The organism is Pseudomonas fluorescens (assembly GCF_030344995.1).
Lineage (GTDB): Bacteria > Pseudomonadota > Gammaproteobacteria > Pseudomonadales > Pseudomonadaceae > Aquipseudomonas > Aquipseudomonas fluorescens_BF.
This window is the reverse complement of sequence record NZ_CP128260.1, coordinates 854,266-871,820: the sequence shown is the minus strand read 5'-3', so window position 1 is coordinate 871,820 and position 17,555 is coordinate 854,266. Positions and strand designations below refer to the sequence as shown.

Annotated in this window: 16 protein-coding genes; 7 read left to right on the top strand and 9 right to left on the bottom strand. The window is 62.4% G+C overall.

Annotated features, from left to right (window positions below; genetic code table 11):
* Nucleotides 1-20 precede the first annotated feature (20 nt).
* The gene (tsaE, locus tag QR290_RS03910) at nt 21-491 is read right to left on the bottom strand and encodes a tRNA (adenosine(37)-N6)-threonylcarbamoyltransferase complex ATPase subunit type 1 TsaE (RefSeq protein ID WP_007950729.1); all 471 of its coding nucleotides are present in this window, start codon (nt 489-491) and stop codon (nt 21-23) included.
* Nucleotides 479-1,978 (bottom strand): NAD(P)H-hydrate dehydratase, encoded by a 1,500-nt coding sequence (locus QR290_RS03905; RefSeq protein WP_115076344.1) that lies wholly within the window; start codon nt 1,976-1,978, stop codon nt 479-481. The genes tsaE and QR290_RS03905 overlap by 13 nt, the downstream gene beginning before the upstream one ends.
* A 63-nt stretch (nt 1,979-2,041) precedes the next feature.
* Here QR290_RS03905 and queG point away from each other — a divergent pair, with 63 nt between their 5' ends.
* Nucleotides 2,042-3,121, top strand: coding sequence for a tRNA epoxyqueuosine(34) reductase QueG (queG, locus tag QR290_RS03900; RefSeq protein ID WP_115076343.1), 1,080 nt, complete (start codon nt 2,042-2,044; stop codon nt 3,119-3,121).
* On the opposite strand, the gene QR290_RS03895 is transcribed toward queG, so the two are convergent.
* Together QR290_RS03895 and orn are read right to left on the bottom strand one after the other, a co-directional pair.
* Nucleotides 3,103-3,714, bottom strand: a complete 612-nt coding sequence (locus QR290_RS03895) for a trimeric intracellular cation channel family protein (protein WP_039766632.1) — start codon at nt 3,712-3,714, stop codon at nt 3,103-3,105. The genes queG and QR290_RS03895 overlap by 19 nt on opposite strands.
* Nucleotides 3,715-3,797: 83 nt before the next feature.
* Nucleotides 3,798-4,340: an oligoribonuclease gene (gene orn, locus QR290_RS03890; protein WP_289204367.1), complete on the bottom strand. Its 543-nt coding sequence runs from the start codon at nt 4,338-4,340 to the stop codon at nt 3,798-3,800.
* Between the two features lie 107 nt (nt 4,341-4,447).
* Here orn and rsgA point away from each other — a divergent pair, with 107 nt between their 5' ends.
* Complete coding sequence (rsgA, locus tag QR290_RS03885) at nt 4,448-5,479, top strand: small ribosomal subunit biogenesis GTPase RsgA (RefSeq protein WP_007950741.1); 1,032 nt, start codon at nt 4,448-4,450, stop codon at nt 5,477-5,479.
* Nucleotides 5,480-5,535: 56 nt separating this feature from the next.
* Here the strand turns inward: rsgA and motB are convergent, their stop codons facing one another.
* Together motB and motA are read right to left on the bottom strand one after the other, a co-directional pair.
* Nucleotides 5,536-6,615 (bottom strand): flagellar motor protein MotB, encoded by a 1,080-nt coding sequence (gene motB / locus QR290_RS03880; protein WP_289204366.1) that lies wholly within the window; start codon nt 6,613-6,615, stop codon nt 5,536-5,538.
* A 3-nt stretch (nt 6,616-6,618) separates the two neighbouring features.
* Nucleotides 6,619-7,470: a flagellar motor stator protein MotA gene (gene motA, locus QR290_RS03875; protein WP_085685206.1), complete on the bottom strand. Its 852-nt coding sequence runs from the start codon at nt 7,468-7,470 to the stop codon at nt 6,619-6,621.
* Between the two features lie 167 nt (nt 7,471-7,637).
* Between motA and QR290_RS03870 the strand changes: the two genes are divergently transcribed.
* The 3 genes from QR290_RS03870 to asd are packed head-to-tail and all read left to right on the top strand — an operon-like array spanning nt 7,638 to nt 10,910.
* Nucleotides 7,638-9,176 (top strand): HDOD domain-containing protein, encoded by a 1,539-nt coding sequence (locus QR290_RS03870; protein WP_289204365.1) that lies wholly within the window; start codon nt 7,638-7,640, stop codon nt 9,174-9,176.
* A 39-nt stretch (nt 9,177-9,215) separates the two neighbouring features.
* Nucleotides 9,216-10,031, top strand: a complete 816-nt coding sequence (locus tag QR290_RS03865) for a rhodanese-like domain-containing protein (RefSeq protein WP_289204364.1) — start codon at nt 9,216-9,218, stop codon at nt 10,029-10,031.
* A gap of 18 nt (nt 10,032-10,049) precedes the next feature.
* Nucleotides 10,050-10,910: an archaetidylserine decarboxylase gene (asd, locus tag QR290_RS03860; protein ID WP_064379081.1), complete on the top strand. Its 861-nt coding sequence runs from the start codon at nt 10,050-10,052 to the stop codon at nt 10,908-10,910.
* A gap of 60 nt (nt 10,911-10,970) precedes the next feature.
* On the opposite strand, the gene QR290_RS03855 is transcribed toward asd, so the two are convergent.
* Nucleotides 10,971-11,372, bottom strand: a complete 402-nt coding sequence (locus QR290_RS03855; RefSeq protein ID WP_115076339.1) for a lectin OAA family protein — start codon at nt 11,370-11,372, stop codon at nt 10,971-10,973.
* Nucleotides 11,373-11,593: 221 nt separating this feature from the next.
* Between QR290_RS03855 and QR290_RS03850 the strand changes: the two genes are divergently transcribed.
* A complete protein-coding gene (locus QR290_RS03850) occupies nt 11,594-13,348 on the top strand; it encodes a molecular chaperone (protein WP_115076338.1) in 1,755 nt (584 codons plus the stop codon).
* A gap of 118 nt (nt 13,349-13,466) precedes the next feature.
* Here QR290_RS03850 and serB read toward each other — a convergent pair whose 3' ends face one another.
* The gene (gene serB / locus QR290_RS03845; protein ID WP_007952163.1) at nt 13,467-14,681 is read right to left on the bottom strand and encodes a phosphoserine phosphatase SerB; all 1,215 of its coding nucleotides are present in this window, start codon (nt 14,679-14,681) and stop codon (nt 13,467-13,469) included.
* A 134-nt stretch (nt 14,682-14,815) separates the two neighbouring features.
* Here serB and QR290_RS03840 point away from each other — a divergent pair, with 134 nt between their 5' ends.
* Nucleotides 14,816-16,324, top strand: a complete 1,509-nt coding sequence (locus QR290_RS03840) for an AhpA/YtjB family protein (RefSeq protein WP_289204363.1) — start codon at nt 14,816-14,818, stop codon at nt 16,322-16,324.
* Nucleotides 16,325-16,674: 350 nt separating this feature from the next.
* On the opposite strand, the gene QR290_RS03835 is transcribed toward QR290_RS03840, so the two are convergent.
* Complete coding sequence (locus tag QR290_RS03835; protein WP_289204362.1) at nt 16,675-17,385, bottom strand: PqiC family protein; 711 nt, start codon at nt 17,383-17,385, stop codon at nt 16,675-16,677.
* Nucleotides 17,386-17,555: the final 170 nt, after the last annotated feature.

Sequence of the window (17,555 nt, the reverse complement as noted above, 5' to 3'; positions counted from 1 at the left end):
CGCATACCTAACCCCATCATTCAATTGGTTTCCAATGCCAAAGCGGCACACCAGGCCTCGCCGCGCGAGCCCTGGGACAAAATGGTCAGCGAACGTCCGCTGTCTTGCGGGCTAATGGTAATGGTCAGGTCAGGCTTTGGCAAAAAGCCTGCACCTTTATCGGGCCATTCGATCAGACACAGGGCGTCATCTTCGAAATAGTCGCGGATGCCGAGAAACTCCAGCTCCTCCGGATCGACCAGACGATACAGGTCGAAGTGAAATGCCCGGACGTCACCGATTTCGTAGGGCTCGACCAAGGTGAAGGTCGGACTTTTCACCGCCCCGACGTGCCCCAGACCGCGAATGATGCCTCGCGACAACGTGGTTTTGCCCATTCCGAGGTTGCCTTCGAGAAAGATCAGGCCATGACCCTGGGTGATACGGGCGATGCGTGCGCCAAAGTCGCTCATGGCCTGTTCATCGGCCAGGTACAGGGTTACTTCAGACACGGTGCATGCTCCTCCAACAACTGACGAATGGCTGGAATCAGATCACTGGCCGCCAGCCCACGGCCGAATTTACCTTGTTGCAAGCCGGCGTTGGCGTGCAGCCAGACCGCCAGGCACGCGGCATCGAAACCGTCCATGCCCTGGGCCAGCAGCGCGCCGATCAGACCGGCCAGCACGTCGCCGAGCCCGGCGGTGGCCATGGCCGGATGGCCTTGATGACACAGCGCCAGACGACCATCGGGATGAGCAATCAGACTGCCCGCACCTTTGAGCACCACTACCGCTGTATATTTTTTGCTCAACGCCAGCGCCGCCGCCGGACGATCGGCCTGCACCTCGGCGGTGCTGATCCCCAGCAGTCGCGCCGCCTCCCCCGGATGCGGCGTGATCACGCAATCCTTGGGCAGACTGACAAAACCGCAGGCCAGCAGGTTCAGCGCATCGGCATCCCACACCTGCGGCAGCGAGGCATTGGCGGCGGCCGACAACAGCGCCCTGCCCCAACCGGCCTGCCCAAGCCCCGGCCCGACAACCAGCACGGACACCTTTTCCAGCAGCTCCATCAACTGATTGGCCGAAGAAGTGCCCAGCGCCATCGCTTCCGGTACCCGGCTCAATGCCGCCGACACATGTTCCAGGCGAGTCGCCAGCGACACCATCCCGGCCCCACTGCGCAACGCGCTTTCGGTGCTCAGCAGGATCGCCCCGCCAAACCCGTGATCGCCGCCGATCAGCAGCACATGGCCGAAACTCCCCTTGTGCGCCGCCGGCGCACGAGCAGCCAGACGCGGCAGGTTAGCCACGTTGAGTCGGCGAGCGGCGGCAGGAATGTCACTGAAGTTTTCGGCCGAGGCCTGCAGATCGTTAAACAGCAGTTCGCCGACGTGATCCGCCGCCGCGCACGTGAACAGTCCGAGCTTCAAGCCAATGAAGGTCACGGTGAGATCAGCATGCACTGCATCACCCAGCGCATGACCAGTGTCGGCGCACAACCCGGAAGGGATATCGACCGCCACCACCGGCAGCCCGCTGGCATTGATCGCCGCAATGGCAGCGGCATAGGGCTCTCGCACCTCGCCGCTCAGGCCGGTGCCGAGTAACGCGTCAACGACGATACCGCGCAACTCGCAGGACAGATCCCACGGGGCAATCGAGACGCCATCGGCCACGGCTTCGGCGTGCGCCACGGCGGCATCGCCCTTTAAACGCTGCGGCTCGCCGACAGCCAGCACCTGAACCTGCCAACCCGCCCGGTGGGCCAGCGCCGCCACCAGATAACCATCGCCGGCGTTGTTACCGTGCCCGGCCAGCACCGTCATTGCATTCGCGGCCGGCCATTGGCGTACCAGCGCGCGCCACGTGGCATGGGCGGCACGCTGCATCAATTCAAAGCCCGGTGTGCCGGCGGCAATCAGCCGTGCGTCGAGTTCGCGCACCTGCGCGGCACGGTACAGCGCGTCGGGTAATTGATCTTTAGTGTGCGGCATGCGTCTTCGGGCTCCGATGTCTGGCAGAATTATACGCACCTCAGCTCCGGTTTCTCTCGCCTCATGTCCGCCATCACCACAGATCTGCCTGCCCTCGCCCAATCCATCAAGGACTGGGGTCGCGAGCTGGGCTTCCAGCAAGTCGGCATCAGCGGTCTGGACCTGGCCGAGCACGAACAGCACCTGCAACGCTGGCTCGAGGCCGGCTACCACGGCGAAATGGATTACATGGGCGCCCACGGCAGCAAACGCTCGCACCCCGAAGAGCTGGTGCCGGGCACCTTGCGCGTGGTGTCGCTGCGCATGGACTACCTGCCGGGCGACACGCAAATGGCGCAATTGCTGGCGAAACCGGAAAAAGCCTACATCTCGCGTTATGCCTTGGGCCGCGATTATCACAAGTTGATCCGTAAACGCGTTCAACAACTGGCGGACAAGATTCAATCCGAGATCGGCCCGTTCGGTTTCCGCGCCTTCGTCGACAGCGCCCCGGTGCTGGAAAAAGCCATCGCCGAACAGGCCGGCCTGGGCTGGATCGGCAAAAACACCCTGGTGCTGAACCGCAAGGCCGGCAGTTACTTCTTTCTCAGCGAACTGTTCGTCGACCTGCCCCTGCCGGTGGATGAACCCCACAGCACCGAGCATTGCGGACGCTGCACCGCGTGCCTCGACATCTGCCCGACCAACGCCTTCGTCGGCCCGTATGTGCTGGACGCGCGGCGCTGCATCTCATACCTGACCATCGAGCTGAAAAATGCCATCCCCGAAGACCTGCGACCGCTGATCGGCAACCGGGTGTTCGGCTGCGACGACTGCCAGATCTGCTGCCCGTGGAACCGCTTCGCCCGGCCGTCCGGCGAAAACGATTTCAAGCCACGGCACAATCTGGACAACGCCGAGCTGGCCGAGCTGTTCTTGTGGGATGAAGACAAATTCCTCACCAGCACCGAGGGTTCGCCGTTGCGCCGCGCCGGTTACGAGCGCTGGCTGCGCAATCTGGCGGTGGGACTGGGTAATGCACCATCAAGCATTCCGGTACTGGAAGCGCTCAAGGCGCGACGCGAATACCCGTCAGAACTGGTGCGCGAACATGTGGAATGGGCGCTGAAACAGCACGCCGACCGTCAAGGCGCGTCGTTATAGACGAACTTCGGCATTTCCCAGTGGAAGCGAATCGCCAACAGCCGCAATAGAAAGCCACCGAACAAGGTGATCAGAATCGCCTGCTCACTCGGCACGTTCAGGAAAAGGCACAACATGTAACACCACGCGGCAGCGAACGAGACGCTGGCGTACAGCTCGCGGCGGAAGATCAGCGGGATGTCGTTGCAGAAGATGTCGCGCAGGATGCCGCCGAATACCCCGGTGATCACGCCGCTGACCGAGGCCACCAGCATGCCGTGACCCATTTCCAGGGCGGTCATGCAGCCGATCAGGGTGAATGCCACCAGACCGACCGCGTCGAGCACCAGAAACAGCGAGCGCAGGTGGCGCATCCAGCGTGCGGTGAACACAGTGATCATCGCCGCGATCGTGGTCAGCACCAGGTATTCCGGGTGTTTGACCCAGGTCAGCGGGTAATGCCCGAGCAGCACGTCGCGCACCGAACCGCCACCCAACGCGGTGACGCAGGCGATCAGCACGACGCCGAACCAGTCCATGCCGCGACGGCCCGCGGACAGGGCGCCGGTCATGGCTTCGGCAGTAATGGCGACGAGGTAGAGCATCAGCAACATGGTGGCGATCCTGGCAGGAAGGCGCGCAGTCTACTCACTTCGCCGAGGCACCAAAAGAGGGCGCCCCGGCGTAGGTGCCGATCTCAGAACTTGATGAAATGCTTGCGGTAGTGCTGCAGCTCGGCGATGGATTCGCGGATGTCGTCCAGGGCCAGGTGAGTGCTGCCCTTCTTGAAGCTGTCACGCACGTCCGGCGCCCAGCGCGCGGCCAGTTCCTTGAGCGTGGAGACGTCGAGGTTGCGGTAGTGGAAGTAGCTTTCCAGTGACTTCATGTGGGTATAAAGGAAGCGGCGATCCTGGCAGATGCTGTTGCCACAGATCGGCGACTTGCCCTTCGGCACCCACTTTTCCAGGAAGGCGATGGTTTCGGCTTCGGCCTCGACCATGCTCACGCGGCTTTCACGCACGCGTTGGGTAAGGCCCGAGTTGCCGTGAGTGCGGGTGTTCCACTCGTCCATGCGGGCAAGGACTTCATCGCTGTGGTGGATCGCAATCACCGGGCCTTCGGCCAAGGTGTTCAGCTCACTGTCGGTGACGATGGTGGCCATTTCGATGATCACGTCGTTTTCCGGATCGAGACCGGTCATTTCCAGGTCGATCCAGATCAGATTCTGCGGGTTTTGCATATTTCGGCTCCTGAGCAATGCTGCGCAGTTTAGCCTAGGCAGCCTGCCGGGCGTGCTAAACTCGCGGCCGTTTTACCTAATCGCTGCATTCTTCAGACGGAACACCCATGGCCAAACGCCAACTCAATCGTCGTCAAAACTGGCGCATCGAAAAGATTCAGGGCGAGCGCGCCGCCCGCGCCGCCAAACGCGAGTCCTCGGCTGTCGAGGCGCTCGAAGGCGGCGATCTGGGCCCGGAACAGCACGGCCTGGTGATCGCCCACTTCGGTGTGCAGGTCGAGGTCGAGGCCGTTGACGGCGAACTGGCCGGCCAGGTCTTCCGCTGCCACTTGCGCGCCAACCTGCCGGCGCTGGTGACCGGCGACCAGGTGGTCTGGCGTGCCGGCAACCAGGGCATCGGCGTGATCGTCGCGCAACTGCCGCGCACTACTGAGCTGTGCCGTCCGGACAGCCGTGGCCAGCTCAAACCGGTGGCCGCCAACGTCGACATGATCGTCATCGTCTTTGCCCCGCTGCCCGAGCCCCATGCGAACCTGATCGACCGTTACCTGGTCGCGGCCGAGCACGCCGGCATCCGCCCCTTGCTGCTGCTGAACAAATTCGACCTGATCGACGAGCAGAACGCCCCGGCGCTGAACGCGCTGCTGGCGGTCTATCGCACACTGGGTTACCCGGTGCTGGAAGTCTCGGCGCACCACGGCAACGGCATGGAGCAATTGCAGAAGCAGCTCGACGGGCGCATCAGCGTGTTCGTTGGTCAGTCGGGTGTGGGCAAGTCGTCGCTGGTCAACAGTCTGCTGCCCGAGGTGGAAACCCGCGTCGGCCCGTTGTCCGAACTGTCCGGCCAGGGCACGCACACCACGACCACCGCGCGCCTGTTCCACTTCCCCGGCGGCGGCGAACTGATCGACTCCCCGGGCATCCGTGAATTCGGTTTGGGCCACGTCAGCCGCGCCGATGTCGAAGCCGGCTTCATCGAGTTCAACGACCTGCTCGGCACCTGCCGCTTCCGCGACTGCAAGCACGATCGCGAACCGGGATGCGCACTGCTCAAGGCTTTGGAAGATGGCCGCGTGCAGCAGCAGCGCATGAACAGCTACCGCTCGATCATCGCCAGTTTGCCGGAAAACGGTTACTAGGCTTTCAAGTAACCAGACACAAAAAAGCCGCGATCATCTCGCGGCTTTTTTGTGGGTCACTGTTTCGGCGCAGGAGCCGGAGCAGTAGCCGGTGCAGCCGGCACCGGGGCTGGTGCCGCTGCGCCCGGCTCAGTCGGTTTCGGCAGCGGGTCGTCGAACAGGTTCAGCCGTTCGCGCAACTCGTGGGCCGGCACCGGTTGCTGATCCGCCGGCAAGGCGTTCGAGTCGACCGGGGTGGCCGGCGCGGCGCCGTTCTGGCCTTGATCCGCCGGGTTCGACGGGTCGGCACCTTGCGCACCTTCGATGGCCGCCTGGGCCTTCTTGGTCAGCACCACGATGTCGATGCGACGGTTGACCGGGTTGAACGGGTTCTCCTTGTCGAACAGTGCCGACGAGGCGTAACCCACCACGCGAGCCACTTGCGAGTCCGGATAACTGCCCGCCACCAGCGCACGCCGCGCGGCGTTGGCACGGTTGGCCGAAAGCTCCCAGTTGCCGAAATCGCCGTTGCCCACGTAAGGCTTGGCATCGGTGTGGCCGCTGATGCTGATCTTGTTCGGCACCGCCTTGATGGTGTCGGCCATGGCCAGCAGGATGTCTTCGAAGTACGGTTTCAGGCGTGCGGAACCTGAGTCGAACATCGGCCGGTTCTCGGCGTCCATGATCTGGATGCGCAAGCCGTTCGGCGTGATCTCGAACAGGATCTGGTCCTTGAACTTCTGCAGCTGCGGGTTCTCGTCGACCTTGTTCTGCAGTTCCTGCAGCAACAGTTCCAAGCGCTCCTTCTCGACCTGCTCGGCCATGCCTTCGACCTGATCGGTGTCGACCGTGACCTTGTCCGGTTGCGGCTGCGACTTCACTTCAGGGTTGAGGGTGTTTTCCGGCGCGAGGGTCGGCGTACCGCCCAGGTCGATGATGTACGGCGTGCCGCTCTCGGAGAAACCGACCGGGTCCTTGAAGTAACCGGCGATGGCGATCTTCTGTTCCGGGGTCGCGGTGGACAGCAGCCACAACACCAGGAAGAACGCCATCATCGCCGTCGCGAAGTCGGCGAAGGCGATCTTCCACGCCCCGCCGTGATGCCCGCCGGCGATGCGCTTGACGCGCTTGATGATTATCGGCTGGTTATTTTCCATGACTTAACGACCGCGAACGGCTTGTTCCAGCTCGGCAAAGCTTGGACGGTGAGCCGGGTACAGAACCTTGCGACCGAACTCGACAGCCAGCGACGGCGGCATGCCGGAAGCCGAAGCCACCAGCGAGGCCTTGATGGCTTCGTAGACGTTCAGCTCTTCCTTGGCATCGTGGGCCAGGGAGTGCGCCAGCGGGCCGAAGAAACCGTACGCCGCGAGAATACCGAAGAAGGTACCCACGAGTGCCGCACCTACGTGCAGACCGATGGACTTCTGATCGCCATCACCCAAGGACGCCATGGTCACCACGATACCCAGTACCGCCGCGACGATACCGAAACCCGGCATGCCGTCGGCAATGCCGTTGACGGCGTGCGATGGGTGCTCCAGTTCTTCCTTGAGGCTGTAAAGCTCCATGTCGAACAAGCCTTCCAGCTCGTGCGGCGCCATGTTGCCGGAGGACATGATGCGCAGGTAATCGCAGATGAACGCGGTCATGCGTTCGTCTTTCAGTACCGCCGGGTACTTGGCGAAGATCGGGCTCGCGGCGGCGTCTTCGATGTCGCCTTCGATGGCCATCATGCCTTCGCGGCGGCTCTTGTTGAGGATCTCGTAGATCAGGCCCAGCACTTCCAGATAGAACGTGTGGCTGAAACGCGAACTGAACATGCTCAGGGATTTCTTGAGCACGTGCATCGTCATGTAGCCAGGGTTGGCCTGCAGGAATGCACCGAGTGCAGCACCACCGATGATCATCACCTCGAAGGGCTGGATCAGGGCGGCAATCTTGCCGTGGGAGAGCACGTATCCGCCGAGCACGCTCGCGAATACGACGATGATGCCGATAATTTTAGCCATAGGTAGAAAGGTACTTGTTTAAGTCGGGTTCAAGGTCATATTCGGAAGTTAAAAAATCTCTTCTTCTACTTATCGGCAAAACTGCGCCAGACTATAGCCAGTTCAGGCGAAAAGCCAATTTAGCCCGTGCCGGGCGCGTCTACAGCAGATGAAGATCCCGTTCAGACATGGCTAATGAAACGAACGTCCCACACGTAAAACCGACCACACTCGATGGCTGGGTGAAGCTGCTCGACAGCGTTCGCCTGCCGGTGCCGCAAGACGCCCATGACCGGGTCTGCCGGTCGATTCGTGATGACCGCAGCTCGCTGCGCGACATTGCCGACCTGATGCAGGACAGCCCGGCGCTGGCCCTGAGCATCATCCGCGAAGCCAACCGCCACACCCACGGCAACATGACCGCGCCTGCGGAAAACCTCGAAGTGGCGATCAATCGCCTCGGCCTTGCCCGTACCGAAGAACTGCTCGCTCGCCTGCCCGCCGAACCTGCCGCACAGATCCCCCAGGCCCTGCGCCAGTTGCAGATGATCAGCCAGCACGCCACGCAACAGGCCAACGGTTTTTTCGCCAGCCGCCTCGCGCGACTGTGGCAGGACATTCATTGGGGCAGCCTGTTGTTTCTGTCGCCGCTATGGCCGTTGGCGCTGACCTTTCCCAAACTGCTTGAAGAGTGGGAGGTGCGGGTTATCCACAAGGGCGAATCGGCGCGAGTCGTGGAAAAGCAGCTGTTCGGCGTGCGCCTGCTGAAAATCGGCGAAGCGCTGGTGGAAGCCTGGCGTTTGCCGATCTGGGTGCAGCAAGGTTATCGGCTGCTGCTGACCGAGCAGCGCGAACTGGTCAAGGTTCTGCGCATTGCCCGCGATGTCGATCATCCATTGCGCCAGCAAAACCGCCTCGACGACGATCCGACCCTGCGCCGCTGGCTCAATCAACCGGCCAATACCGTGTTGCTCGCCAACGGTCTGGCACTCTCGGCGCAACAGGCCTGGGACAGTCCGCACAGCGAGCGCTGGCAATACCTGACCAGCCTTTACCTGCAAATCTCGATGGACGAGGTGCAACAGCAGTTGCACCAACAGGCCGCAATCAGCGCTCGCCATCACTTCATGCCTGACCTCTGGCACCCGGCGGTTTCGCTGCTGTGGCCGTGGGGTACCCGCCGCCTGCCCGCCGGAATGCTGCCGGCTGCGGCGCCTTCCGCTGAAGACCTGACCCAGTGGCTCCGGCAATGCGCAGAACTGCTGGCCGTGCCAAGCCGCTTCACCAACGCCATGAGCCTGACCGTCGCCGCCCGCGACGCACTGGTCGCCAGCGGCATGCGCCGGGTGATGATCCTGATGGCCGACCGCAGCCACGCCAATCTGCGCGTCCATCAAACCTCGGGATTGCCGAAGGAAGCCGCTGCGCTCAATTTCGTCGTCAGCCAGAGTTCGGTGCTGCAACGCTTGCTCGCGCAGCAGGCGCAAGTGCGGATCACCCCTGACAACAACGCCCAGTTTTCCGCCCTGCTGCCGCCCTCGCTGCGCACGCTGTTTCGTGGCGAACACCTGTTCCTGCGCTCGCTGGTGAACAACGGCCGGGTGATCATGATCGTGGTCGCCGACCAGGGTGGCGGGCCGTTTGCCGACATCACCGTGCAGGCCTTCGGCAAAACCGCGCAGTGCATCGAGAAAGCCCTGCACAGTTTTAGCCAGCGCGGCCAATGACAGCTACAATCCTTCCCCTTTGTGCTCTGGAGACCTCACATGTCTGATTTCTCTGGCCTGGCCCTGGTGATCGAGCCGAGCGACCTGCTGCCGCGCCTCGAATCCCGCGATCTGATTCTGGTGGATCTGACCAGTGCCGCCCGCTACGCCGAGGGACACATTCCCGGCGCACATTTTGTTGATCCGAAACGCACCCAGCTGGGTCAGGCGCCGGCTCCGGGCCTGTTGCCGAGCAAAGAAAAACTCGAAGAACTGTTCGGTGAGCTCGGCCATCGCAAGGACGCGGTCTACGTGGTCTATGACGACGAAGGCGGCGGCTGGGCCGGACGCTTCATCTGGCTGCTCGACGTGATCGGCCATGACAAATACCACTACCTCGACGGCGGTCTGCCGGCGTGGCTGGCGGAAGGTTCGCCGATGTCGATCCAGATTCCTCCAGCGGCGGGCGGCCCGGTTACCCTGACGCTGCACGAGGAACCGACCGCCACCCGCGAATACCTGCAGAGCCGTCTCGGCGCCGCTGACCTGGCAATCTGGGACGCTCGCGGCCCGCTGGAATATTCCGGCGAAAAGGTCCTGGCGGCCAAGGGTGGACACATCCCAGGCGCGGTCAATTTCGAATGGACGGCAGGCATGGATCAGGCGCGCCAGCTGCGCATCCGTACCGACATGCCGCAGATCCTCGAAAACCTCGGGATCACCAAAGACAAAGAAATCATTACTCACTGCCAGACCCATCATCGGTCCGGTTTCACTTATCTGGTGGCCAAGGCCCTCGGTTATCCGCGGGTCAAGGGCTACGCCGGTTCCTGGGGCGAATGGGGCAACCACCCCGACACCCCCGTCGAGCTTTAAGGATTTTTAAGGACAGTCATGAAAGAGCGTTTGTTTATCATCAGCCAATACCTGCTGCCGCATCACTTGCTGTCGCGCCTGGCCGGCTGCGTCGCCGAGTGCCGCGTGCGCTGGTTCAAGAATGCCTTCACCACCTGGTTCGCCAAGCGTTACCAAGTGGACATGTCGCAGGCACTGGTTGAAGACGTGACCGCTTACGAGCACTTCAACGCCTTCTTCACCCGCGCGCTGAAAGACGGCGCACGTCCGCTGGACCAGACCCCGGGCGCAATCCTCAGCCCGGCCGACGGTGCGATCAGCCAGCTCGGCCCGATCGAGCACGGCCGCATTTTCCAGGCCAAGGGCCACAGCTTCAGCGTGCTGGAACTGCTGGGCGGCGACGCGGCCAATGCGGCGCCGTTCATGGGCGGTGAATTCGCCACTGTTTACCTGTCGCCGAAGGACTACCACCGCGTGCACATGCCGCTGGCCGGCACCCTGCGCGAAATGGTCTATATCCCGGGCCGGATCTTCTCGGTCAACCAGACCACCGCGGAAAACGTTCCGGAACTGTTCGCCCGCAACGAGCGCGTGGCGTGCATCTTCGACACCGAGCGCGGGCCGATGGCCGTGGTGCTGGTGGGCGCGATGATCGTGGCCTCGATCGAAACCGTTTGGGCCGGTCTGGTCACGCCACCGAAGCGCGAACTGAAAACCTTCCGCTACGACGAAGCCGCCCGTGCACCGATTCATCTGGAAAAAGGTGCGGAGCTGGGGCGCTTCAAGCTGGGTTCGACCGCAATCGTGCTGTTCGGACCGGATCAGGTGAAGTGGGTGGAAGAATTGAAAGCCGGCTCGCCGGTACAGATGGGCCAGGCCCTGGCACAGTCCAACGCCTGAACCTGTTGATCCGCCCTTTCGCACGTCTGCGAAGGGGCGGACACGACCTGAGTGGCGCCGTTACTCTATCTGCCCACGGAAGCCGATCGGCCCTTCGTTGGCGTAGGTATTGGTGCCGCTGAGGTTTTTCCCTCCGTCATTGGACGTGACACTCAACGCGATAACATTCTGGTTATCCCGCCCGCCGATCACCCATTTGCCACCTGGATGCCAAGGGGCATCGTTGCCACCCCACTGGTTCTCGACGTTGTACTGGTTCTGGCCAGTGCGCTGAGCCTTGAAGCCAATAGGGCCTTCGCCGGCGTAAGTCATGGTGCCGGTGAAGCTTTTGCCACCGTCGCCGGACTTGATGTCGATCGCGACGACATTCTGGTTGTCCCGCGCGCCCAGCACCCAGGTTCCACCCGGATGCCAAGGTGCCGAACTACCGCCCCATTGATTTGCCACTGCGTATTTAGACATGAACCTCATCTCCTTGAAGTTTTTCAGAGACCTGCCCGACGTTGCGGCAAGCCGTGCAACCGTGCGTTTCCGATCGCACGCCTGAGAGCCTAGTAGCGCCTGCCGAAATGGCACCAGGCCAGCAGACCAACGGTAAAAAAGCCTGACAATCGCCTGCGAAACAGACCACAACTGCTAGAGTTTTTGGCATTGCCCTATTCGCCGCCGGAGCTGGTCACGGCATGAGTGAGCCTCGATCCCAACCACAACTGAGCGCCCCGACGCCCACGCAGTTGCGCCTGTCCTTCTGTGAAGCCACCCCGCGCGACCTCAAGCGCTGGATCGCCGGCCTGCCCAAGGCCAACATCGGCGAAACCGCGCGCCTGCTGTATCAAGGCCTCGGCGAACTCAATCAACTGCTGACGCCCAGCGACAACCGCCTGCATCTGCTGGAGTTGCTGCGCCCGGAGGTGTATTTCGTCTGCCAGCACCTGGAGCGGCATTTTCTGCATCAGGCGATCATGCTCGATGAGCGCTCACGCAAGATCAGCAACCTGTGCCAGGCCCTGCAAAGTCAGTTGGCCATCGGTTACAAACAGATCATTGTGCGGATCGCGCCAAAGTACTCTCGGGATCGCGCGGCATTGGTGAGCGAAGCGCTGCAGCGGGCGGCCCATGCGCTGAAAGGGCAATTGGTTCGTGCCACGCAGTTGTACAGCGCCGCACCGGAACAGCTGTGGTTCGAGCTGCATCAATTGTTTCGCTGTGCCTGCGAGCTGCAACTGCAACATCGCCGGGTGCGCGACGACCTTGCCAGCCTCACCGGCGAGTTGAGCGTCGAACAGACCTACCTCGCCGCCTTGCTGCTGGGCAGCGCCCGCTGCAATCAGTTGCGCCAGAACCAGATCGCGCGCCTGGCCCAAGTAGTGGAACCGTGGAGTGCCTGGCTGAAACTGCACCCCGCCAATCCGGGCGAGGGGCTGTTCGCGGTCTCGGCAGAGATCGACGCCGGCCCGCGTTACCGCTCCCAGTTTCGCAGCGAGCAACAGGCCCGTCTGCTCGGCTTCGATCCGCAACCGCTGGTGAATGCCATCGAAGCGCACCTGCTTCATCAGGATGCGACCTCGCCGCTGCCCGTGCCGTCCGGCCTGACCCTCGACACCTTGCAACACCTGCACGCCACCTGGGGTGAAGCCGCCGAACGTAGCTTCCAGCGCACCGTCGGTCAGGGCAACCTGACCGTGTGCGTCGGGATGAGCGCCCTGCACTTTTACCTCGGCGGCGAACGCACCTTCAGCGAATTGCTCAAGCACCCCGGCGCCCGTGCGGCGAATTTCAGCCGCGCGGTGGTTCAGGGCGAAAAGGACAGCTGGAGCCAGGCGTTCGATGCCGCACCGCAAAGCACATCCGATGAATTATTGCCCTACGAGGAAATCCGCTACGAACCGCTGATCGACGATGAAGGCGACGCCGACAGCCCGCCGCATTACCCGACCTATGCCTTGCCGGTGATCAACCACAGCCCCGGAGGTTATTGCCTGGCCTGGCCAAAAGACGTACCCGCCGAATTGCAGGCCGGGGAAATGGTCGGGATTCAAGACAGCCTCAATCAGGGCTGGAGTATTGCCGTGGTGCGCTGGATCCGCCAGGTGCGCGGCGCCGGTACGCAAATGGGCATCGAACTGGTGGCGCCCCATGCGCGACCGTGCGGGCTGCAACTGGTGCGTTCGCGGGATGATCACAGCCAGTATCTGCGCGGTTTGTTGTTGCCGGAGATCAGCGCGATCGACTTGCCGGCGACATTACTGGCGCCGCGACTGCCGTTTCAGGAAGGCAATAAAGTGCTGATCAACACCCAGGGCGAAGAGCACCGCGCCGGGCTGGATCGGCGGGTGGCCAGCACTCACAGTTTCAATCAGTTTGCCTATCGCTCGCTGGAGGCCGCGCAGAATGGCGGGAGCGAGGAGGATTTCGACTCGTTGTGGAAATCCCTTTGAGTGGAACCGGGTAATCCGGGGCACCCCCTTCGCGAGCAAGCCCGCTCCCACATTTGAAATGCATTCCAACGTAGAAGCGAGCTTGCTCGCGAAGGGGCCAGCTCAGGCGGCAGAGCTCTCAGAGCTGCCCGTCGCGATCCCGGAAGCCCAGCAGGTACAGCACGCCATCCAGCCCGAGGGTGGAAATCGCCTGCTTCGCCGACTGCTTGACCAGCGGCTTGGCGCGGAATGCCACGCCCAGACCGGCAATCGCCAGCATCGGCAGGTCGTTGGCGCCGTCGCCCACGGCGATGGTCTGCTCCAGGCGCAAACCTTCTTTTTCAGCCAGCTGTTTCAGCAGATCGGCCTTGCGCTGAGCATCGACGATCGGCTCGATCGCCACGCCGGTGCACTTGCCGTCGACCACTTCCAGTTCGTTGGCGAACACGTAGTCGATACCGAGTTTGGCCTGCAATTGCTTGGCGAAGTAGGTGAAGCCGCCCGAGAGGATCGCAGTCTTGTAGCCCAGGCGCTTGAGCTCGGCGAACAGGGTTTCGGCGCCTTCGGTCAGGCGCAGCGAAGCGCCGATCGAGTCGAGCACGCTGACATCCAGGCCCTTGAGCAGCGCCAGACGCTCTTTGAAGCTGGCGCGGAAGTCCAGCTCGCCGGCCATTGCCCGCTCGGTGATTTCCGAAACCTGGTCGCCGACGCCGGCGGCTTTGGCCAGTTCGTCGATGACTTCGGCTTCGATCAGGGTCGAGTCCATGTCGAACACCGCCAGACGACGGTTGCGACGAAACAGCGAATCTTCCTGGAAGGCGATGTCGACGTTCAGCTCCTGGGCCACGCTGAGGAACTCGGCGCGCAGGGCTTGCGGGTCGGCCGCTTCGCCACGCACGGAGAACTCGATGCAGCCCTTGCCCTTGTCCGCCGGGGTGTCCAGCGGCATGCGACCCGACAGACGGTCGATATGGTCGATGTTCAGGCCATATTTGGCGGTGATTGAACTCACGGCCTGCAACTGGCCGGCCGTGACCTTGCGGGTCAGCAGGGTAACGATGTGGCGCTTCTTGCCCTGATTGCCCACCCATTGCTGGTAATCCTCTTCGGACACCGGGGTGAAGCGCACCTGCTGGTCGAGCTCATAGCCCTTGAACAGGATGTCCTTGAGCACCGACTTGCCTTGCTCGGAGTCGGGGATTTCCACGAGGATGCCGAACGACAGCATGTCGTGAATCACCGCCTGACCGATGTCGAGGATATTCACACCACCTTGGGCCAGAACACCGGTAATGGCCGCTGTCAGACCCGGACGGTCGACTCCCGTGATGTTAATCAGGACGATTTCGCGCAACGCGCACCCCCGCAACTGGAAAAAAACCGCATTCTACCCACTTTCAGTGACCATCGGGCACCGCCAGCGCTTTGCCGGTCTAGGGCCTGTCGCTATACTGCGCGTCAACTTCACGGACAAAAGAGCCGAGCTCAGTGAACCGGCCCACGCCAGTTAAAACCGATAACTTCTTCCTGCTGATCTTCCGTGCACTGCGCCACCGCCGTGTACCGATTGCATTGCGCATTGCCAGCCATAACGTGATCCTGGTCGCCCTGGCCCTGGTGATCTATGCCTGCGTGATGGGCCTGCAGTTCAAGCAGGCCATGCACGAGCAGGCCGATGCGCTGGGCGAAAGCCTGACCACGCAGACCGCCACCTCCGCCACCGAGCTGCTGGTGTCCAACGACATCCTCAGCCTCAACGTGTTGCTCAATAACCTGACCAAGAACAAGCTGGTGGCCCACGCTGCCATCTACAGCGTGGACAACCGCATCCTCGCCGAGTCCGGTCAGCGGCCCAAGCACGGCCTGCTGGGCGAAGCCGAGGGCATGTACGAGAGCAAGATCACCTTCCAGGACGTGACCGCCGGGCAACTGCGCATCAGCCTGGACATGGACCAGTTCCAGCAGCCGATGACCATCAGCATGCAAAGCATGGGCATTCTGAGTGCGATCCTGCTGGCGCTGTCTCTGGCCCTGAGCCTGCGTCTGGGCCGGCACATCTCCACGCCGCTGCTGCAACTGCGCGTGTGGCTGCGCCGGATCGACGAATATACGCCGGGTATCGAGCGTCAGGACGAGATCGGCGATCTTGCCCGCCAGTTGCACGCCAACTATGCCCCGGAGCCGGCCGAACCGGAGCCTGAGCCGGAACCCGAGTTCGAGGACGACGAGCCGGAATTCGAAGTGCGCAACCTGCGTGATCCGAGCTTCGACGAGAGCCGCCCGATGGCTGCGCAGAAACCTGCGCCACGCCATGTGGTCAGCACCGTTGAAGACGACGATGACGAAGATCCGTTCGCCGATCTGCGCGACGAGTCGCTGAGCGAAACCGCACAACCGGCGGTTCGCCGGCCCACCCCGAGCGTGCCGCAACACACGGCAGTGCTGGCGGTGCAACTGGGTTCGCAAGAGCAACTGCGCCGCTTGCCGCGCGCACGTCTGGAAGAGCTGCAGGATCGTTATCGCGACTGCCTGGAGCAGGCTGCTTCGCTGTATCAGGGTGAAATCGAAACCCTGAACGACGGCAGCACGTTGATGCTGTTCCACACCGAAGACAGCGGCGACGATTACCTGACCAACGCCATCTGCTGCGGCGAGCTGCTGCGGGCGCTGGGCCACCAGTTGCAGATCGAAGTCGCCGACAGCGGCATCACCCTGCAATTGCAGTTGGGCCTGACTCTTGGTGAAGAACTGTTCGGCCTGAGCCAGATCGACCTGTTGCTGACCGACTCTGCCCAGGACGCCCTGGCCCTGTCGCAACACAGCCGCAACCTGCTGCTGGTGGAGCGCAAGATCGGTGACGACGCGCTGATCCGCCAGCGTGCGCGAATTCGGCCGATTGCCAGCCCTGAGGGGGCTTGCTGTGTGGAGCGGTTGATGGAGCCTTATCCATCGATGCTTGAACGGCAACTGGCGCGGATGCATGAGCGCCGGGCCTGAGGCCCTGCCCTTGATGTGAAGAAGCCCACAGGCGAGTGATTGTCTGTGGGCTTTTTTGTGCGTGGTGGTTTCGTGATTGCGCCAGGCTTTGGAGCCCCCTCACCCTAGCCCTCTCCCAAAGGGAGAGGGAACCGATCCGGGAATATTGAAGAGCTGCAGCGACTTGAACGCCCAGCTTTGAATCCATAATCGCCAAGATCTTTCAGGTCGATGTATGACGCCAGACACCTCGGTCAGTCCCCTCTCCCTCCGGGAGAGGATTAGGGTGAGGGGGGGCTCTTGATCTTTCACTGAACCCCAGACACAACAAAGCCCGCACAAGGCGGGCTCTGTTCTGACTCGATCCAGTCCTAGAAGCGGAACACTTCCATATCCGTTCGAATCGGCGAAGCCATCGGTATCTTCGGCTGCTTCTCGGCTTCCGCCGCCGGTGCTGCCGGCTTCGGTGCCGGTTTGCGTGGCGCCTCGGCAACCGGTGGCTGATTGGCCAACGGCTTGAGCGCTACCGACAACTGCTCGGCCAAACGCTGCAACAACACGCCCTGCGCCTGCACCTGCGCGGCAGTGGTGCCGGCGTGCTGTTCCTGTAGATGGACGATGCGGTTATCGCGCACCTGGCCACGGCGGTCGATCAGACGCCACTGCGCGTCGAGAATCGCCGGTTGCTTGGCACCGGAATCCAGACGCGTGATGGTCAACAGCACCTGCACATCCGGGGTGAACCCGGTGGTGGCCGGCGCCAGCACTACACGTTGACTGTCCAGATGACCGGCAACCTGACGCAGCAGCAACTGATCGATATCCGACGAAAGGCTGCCGGCCCAGCGACCATCGACCGCAGCCTGCAGGCTGCCGTCCGGCTGACGCTGCAACAGGGTTTCCCGTTGCAGGTAATCGGCAACGATCACAGGGCCCAGCAAAACTGCCATGCCTGAGCTTTGCGCAGGCTGAGCCGGACTTCCGCTGTCCAGCTGATACAGCGACACCGGCTGGTGAACGCTGCAACCCGCCAGGCCAAGAACGCCGGCGAGCAGGAAAATAAGGGGGCGCAGAGAAGTCATCATCCCGTCCAGGTGGCCGCCACAAGGCTGACCACAGTGAAAATACTCAACAAATATGAAGAACGCTCGGCCACGCCGGCGCTTGGAAAGGCCATATCATCCGTGAATATGCGTTCCGACTCCAGCGCCAAAGCGCCGATCTACGGGTTAAATCGTAGATCGGGCGCTCT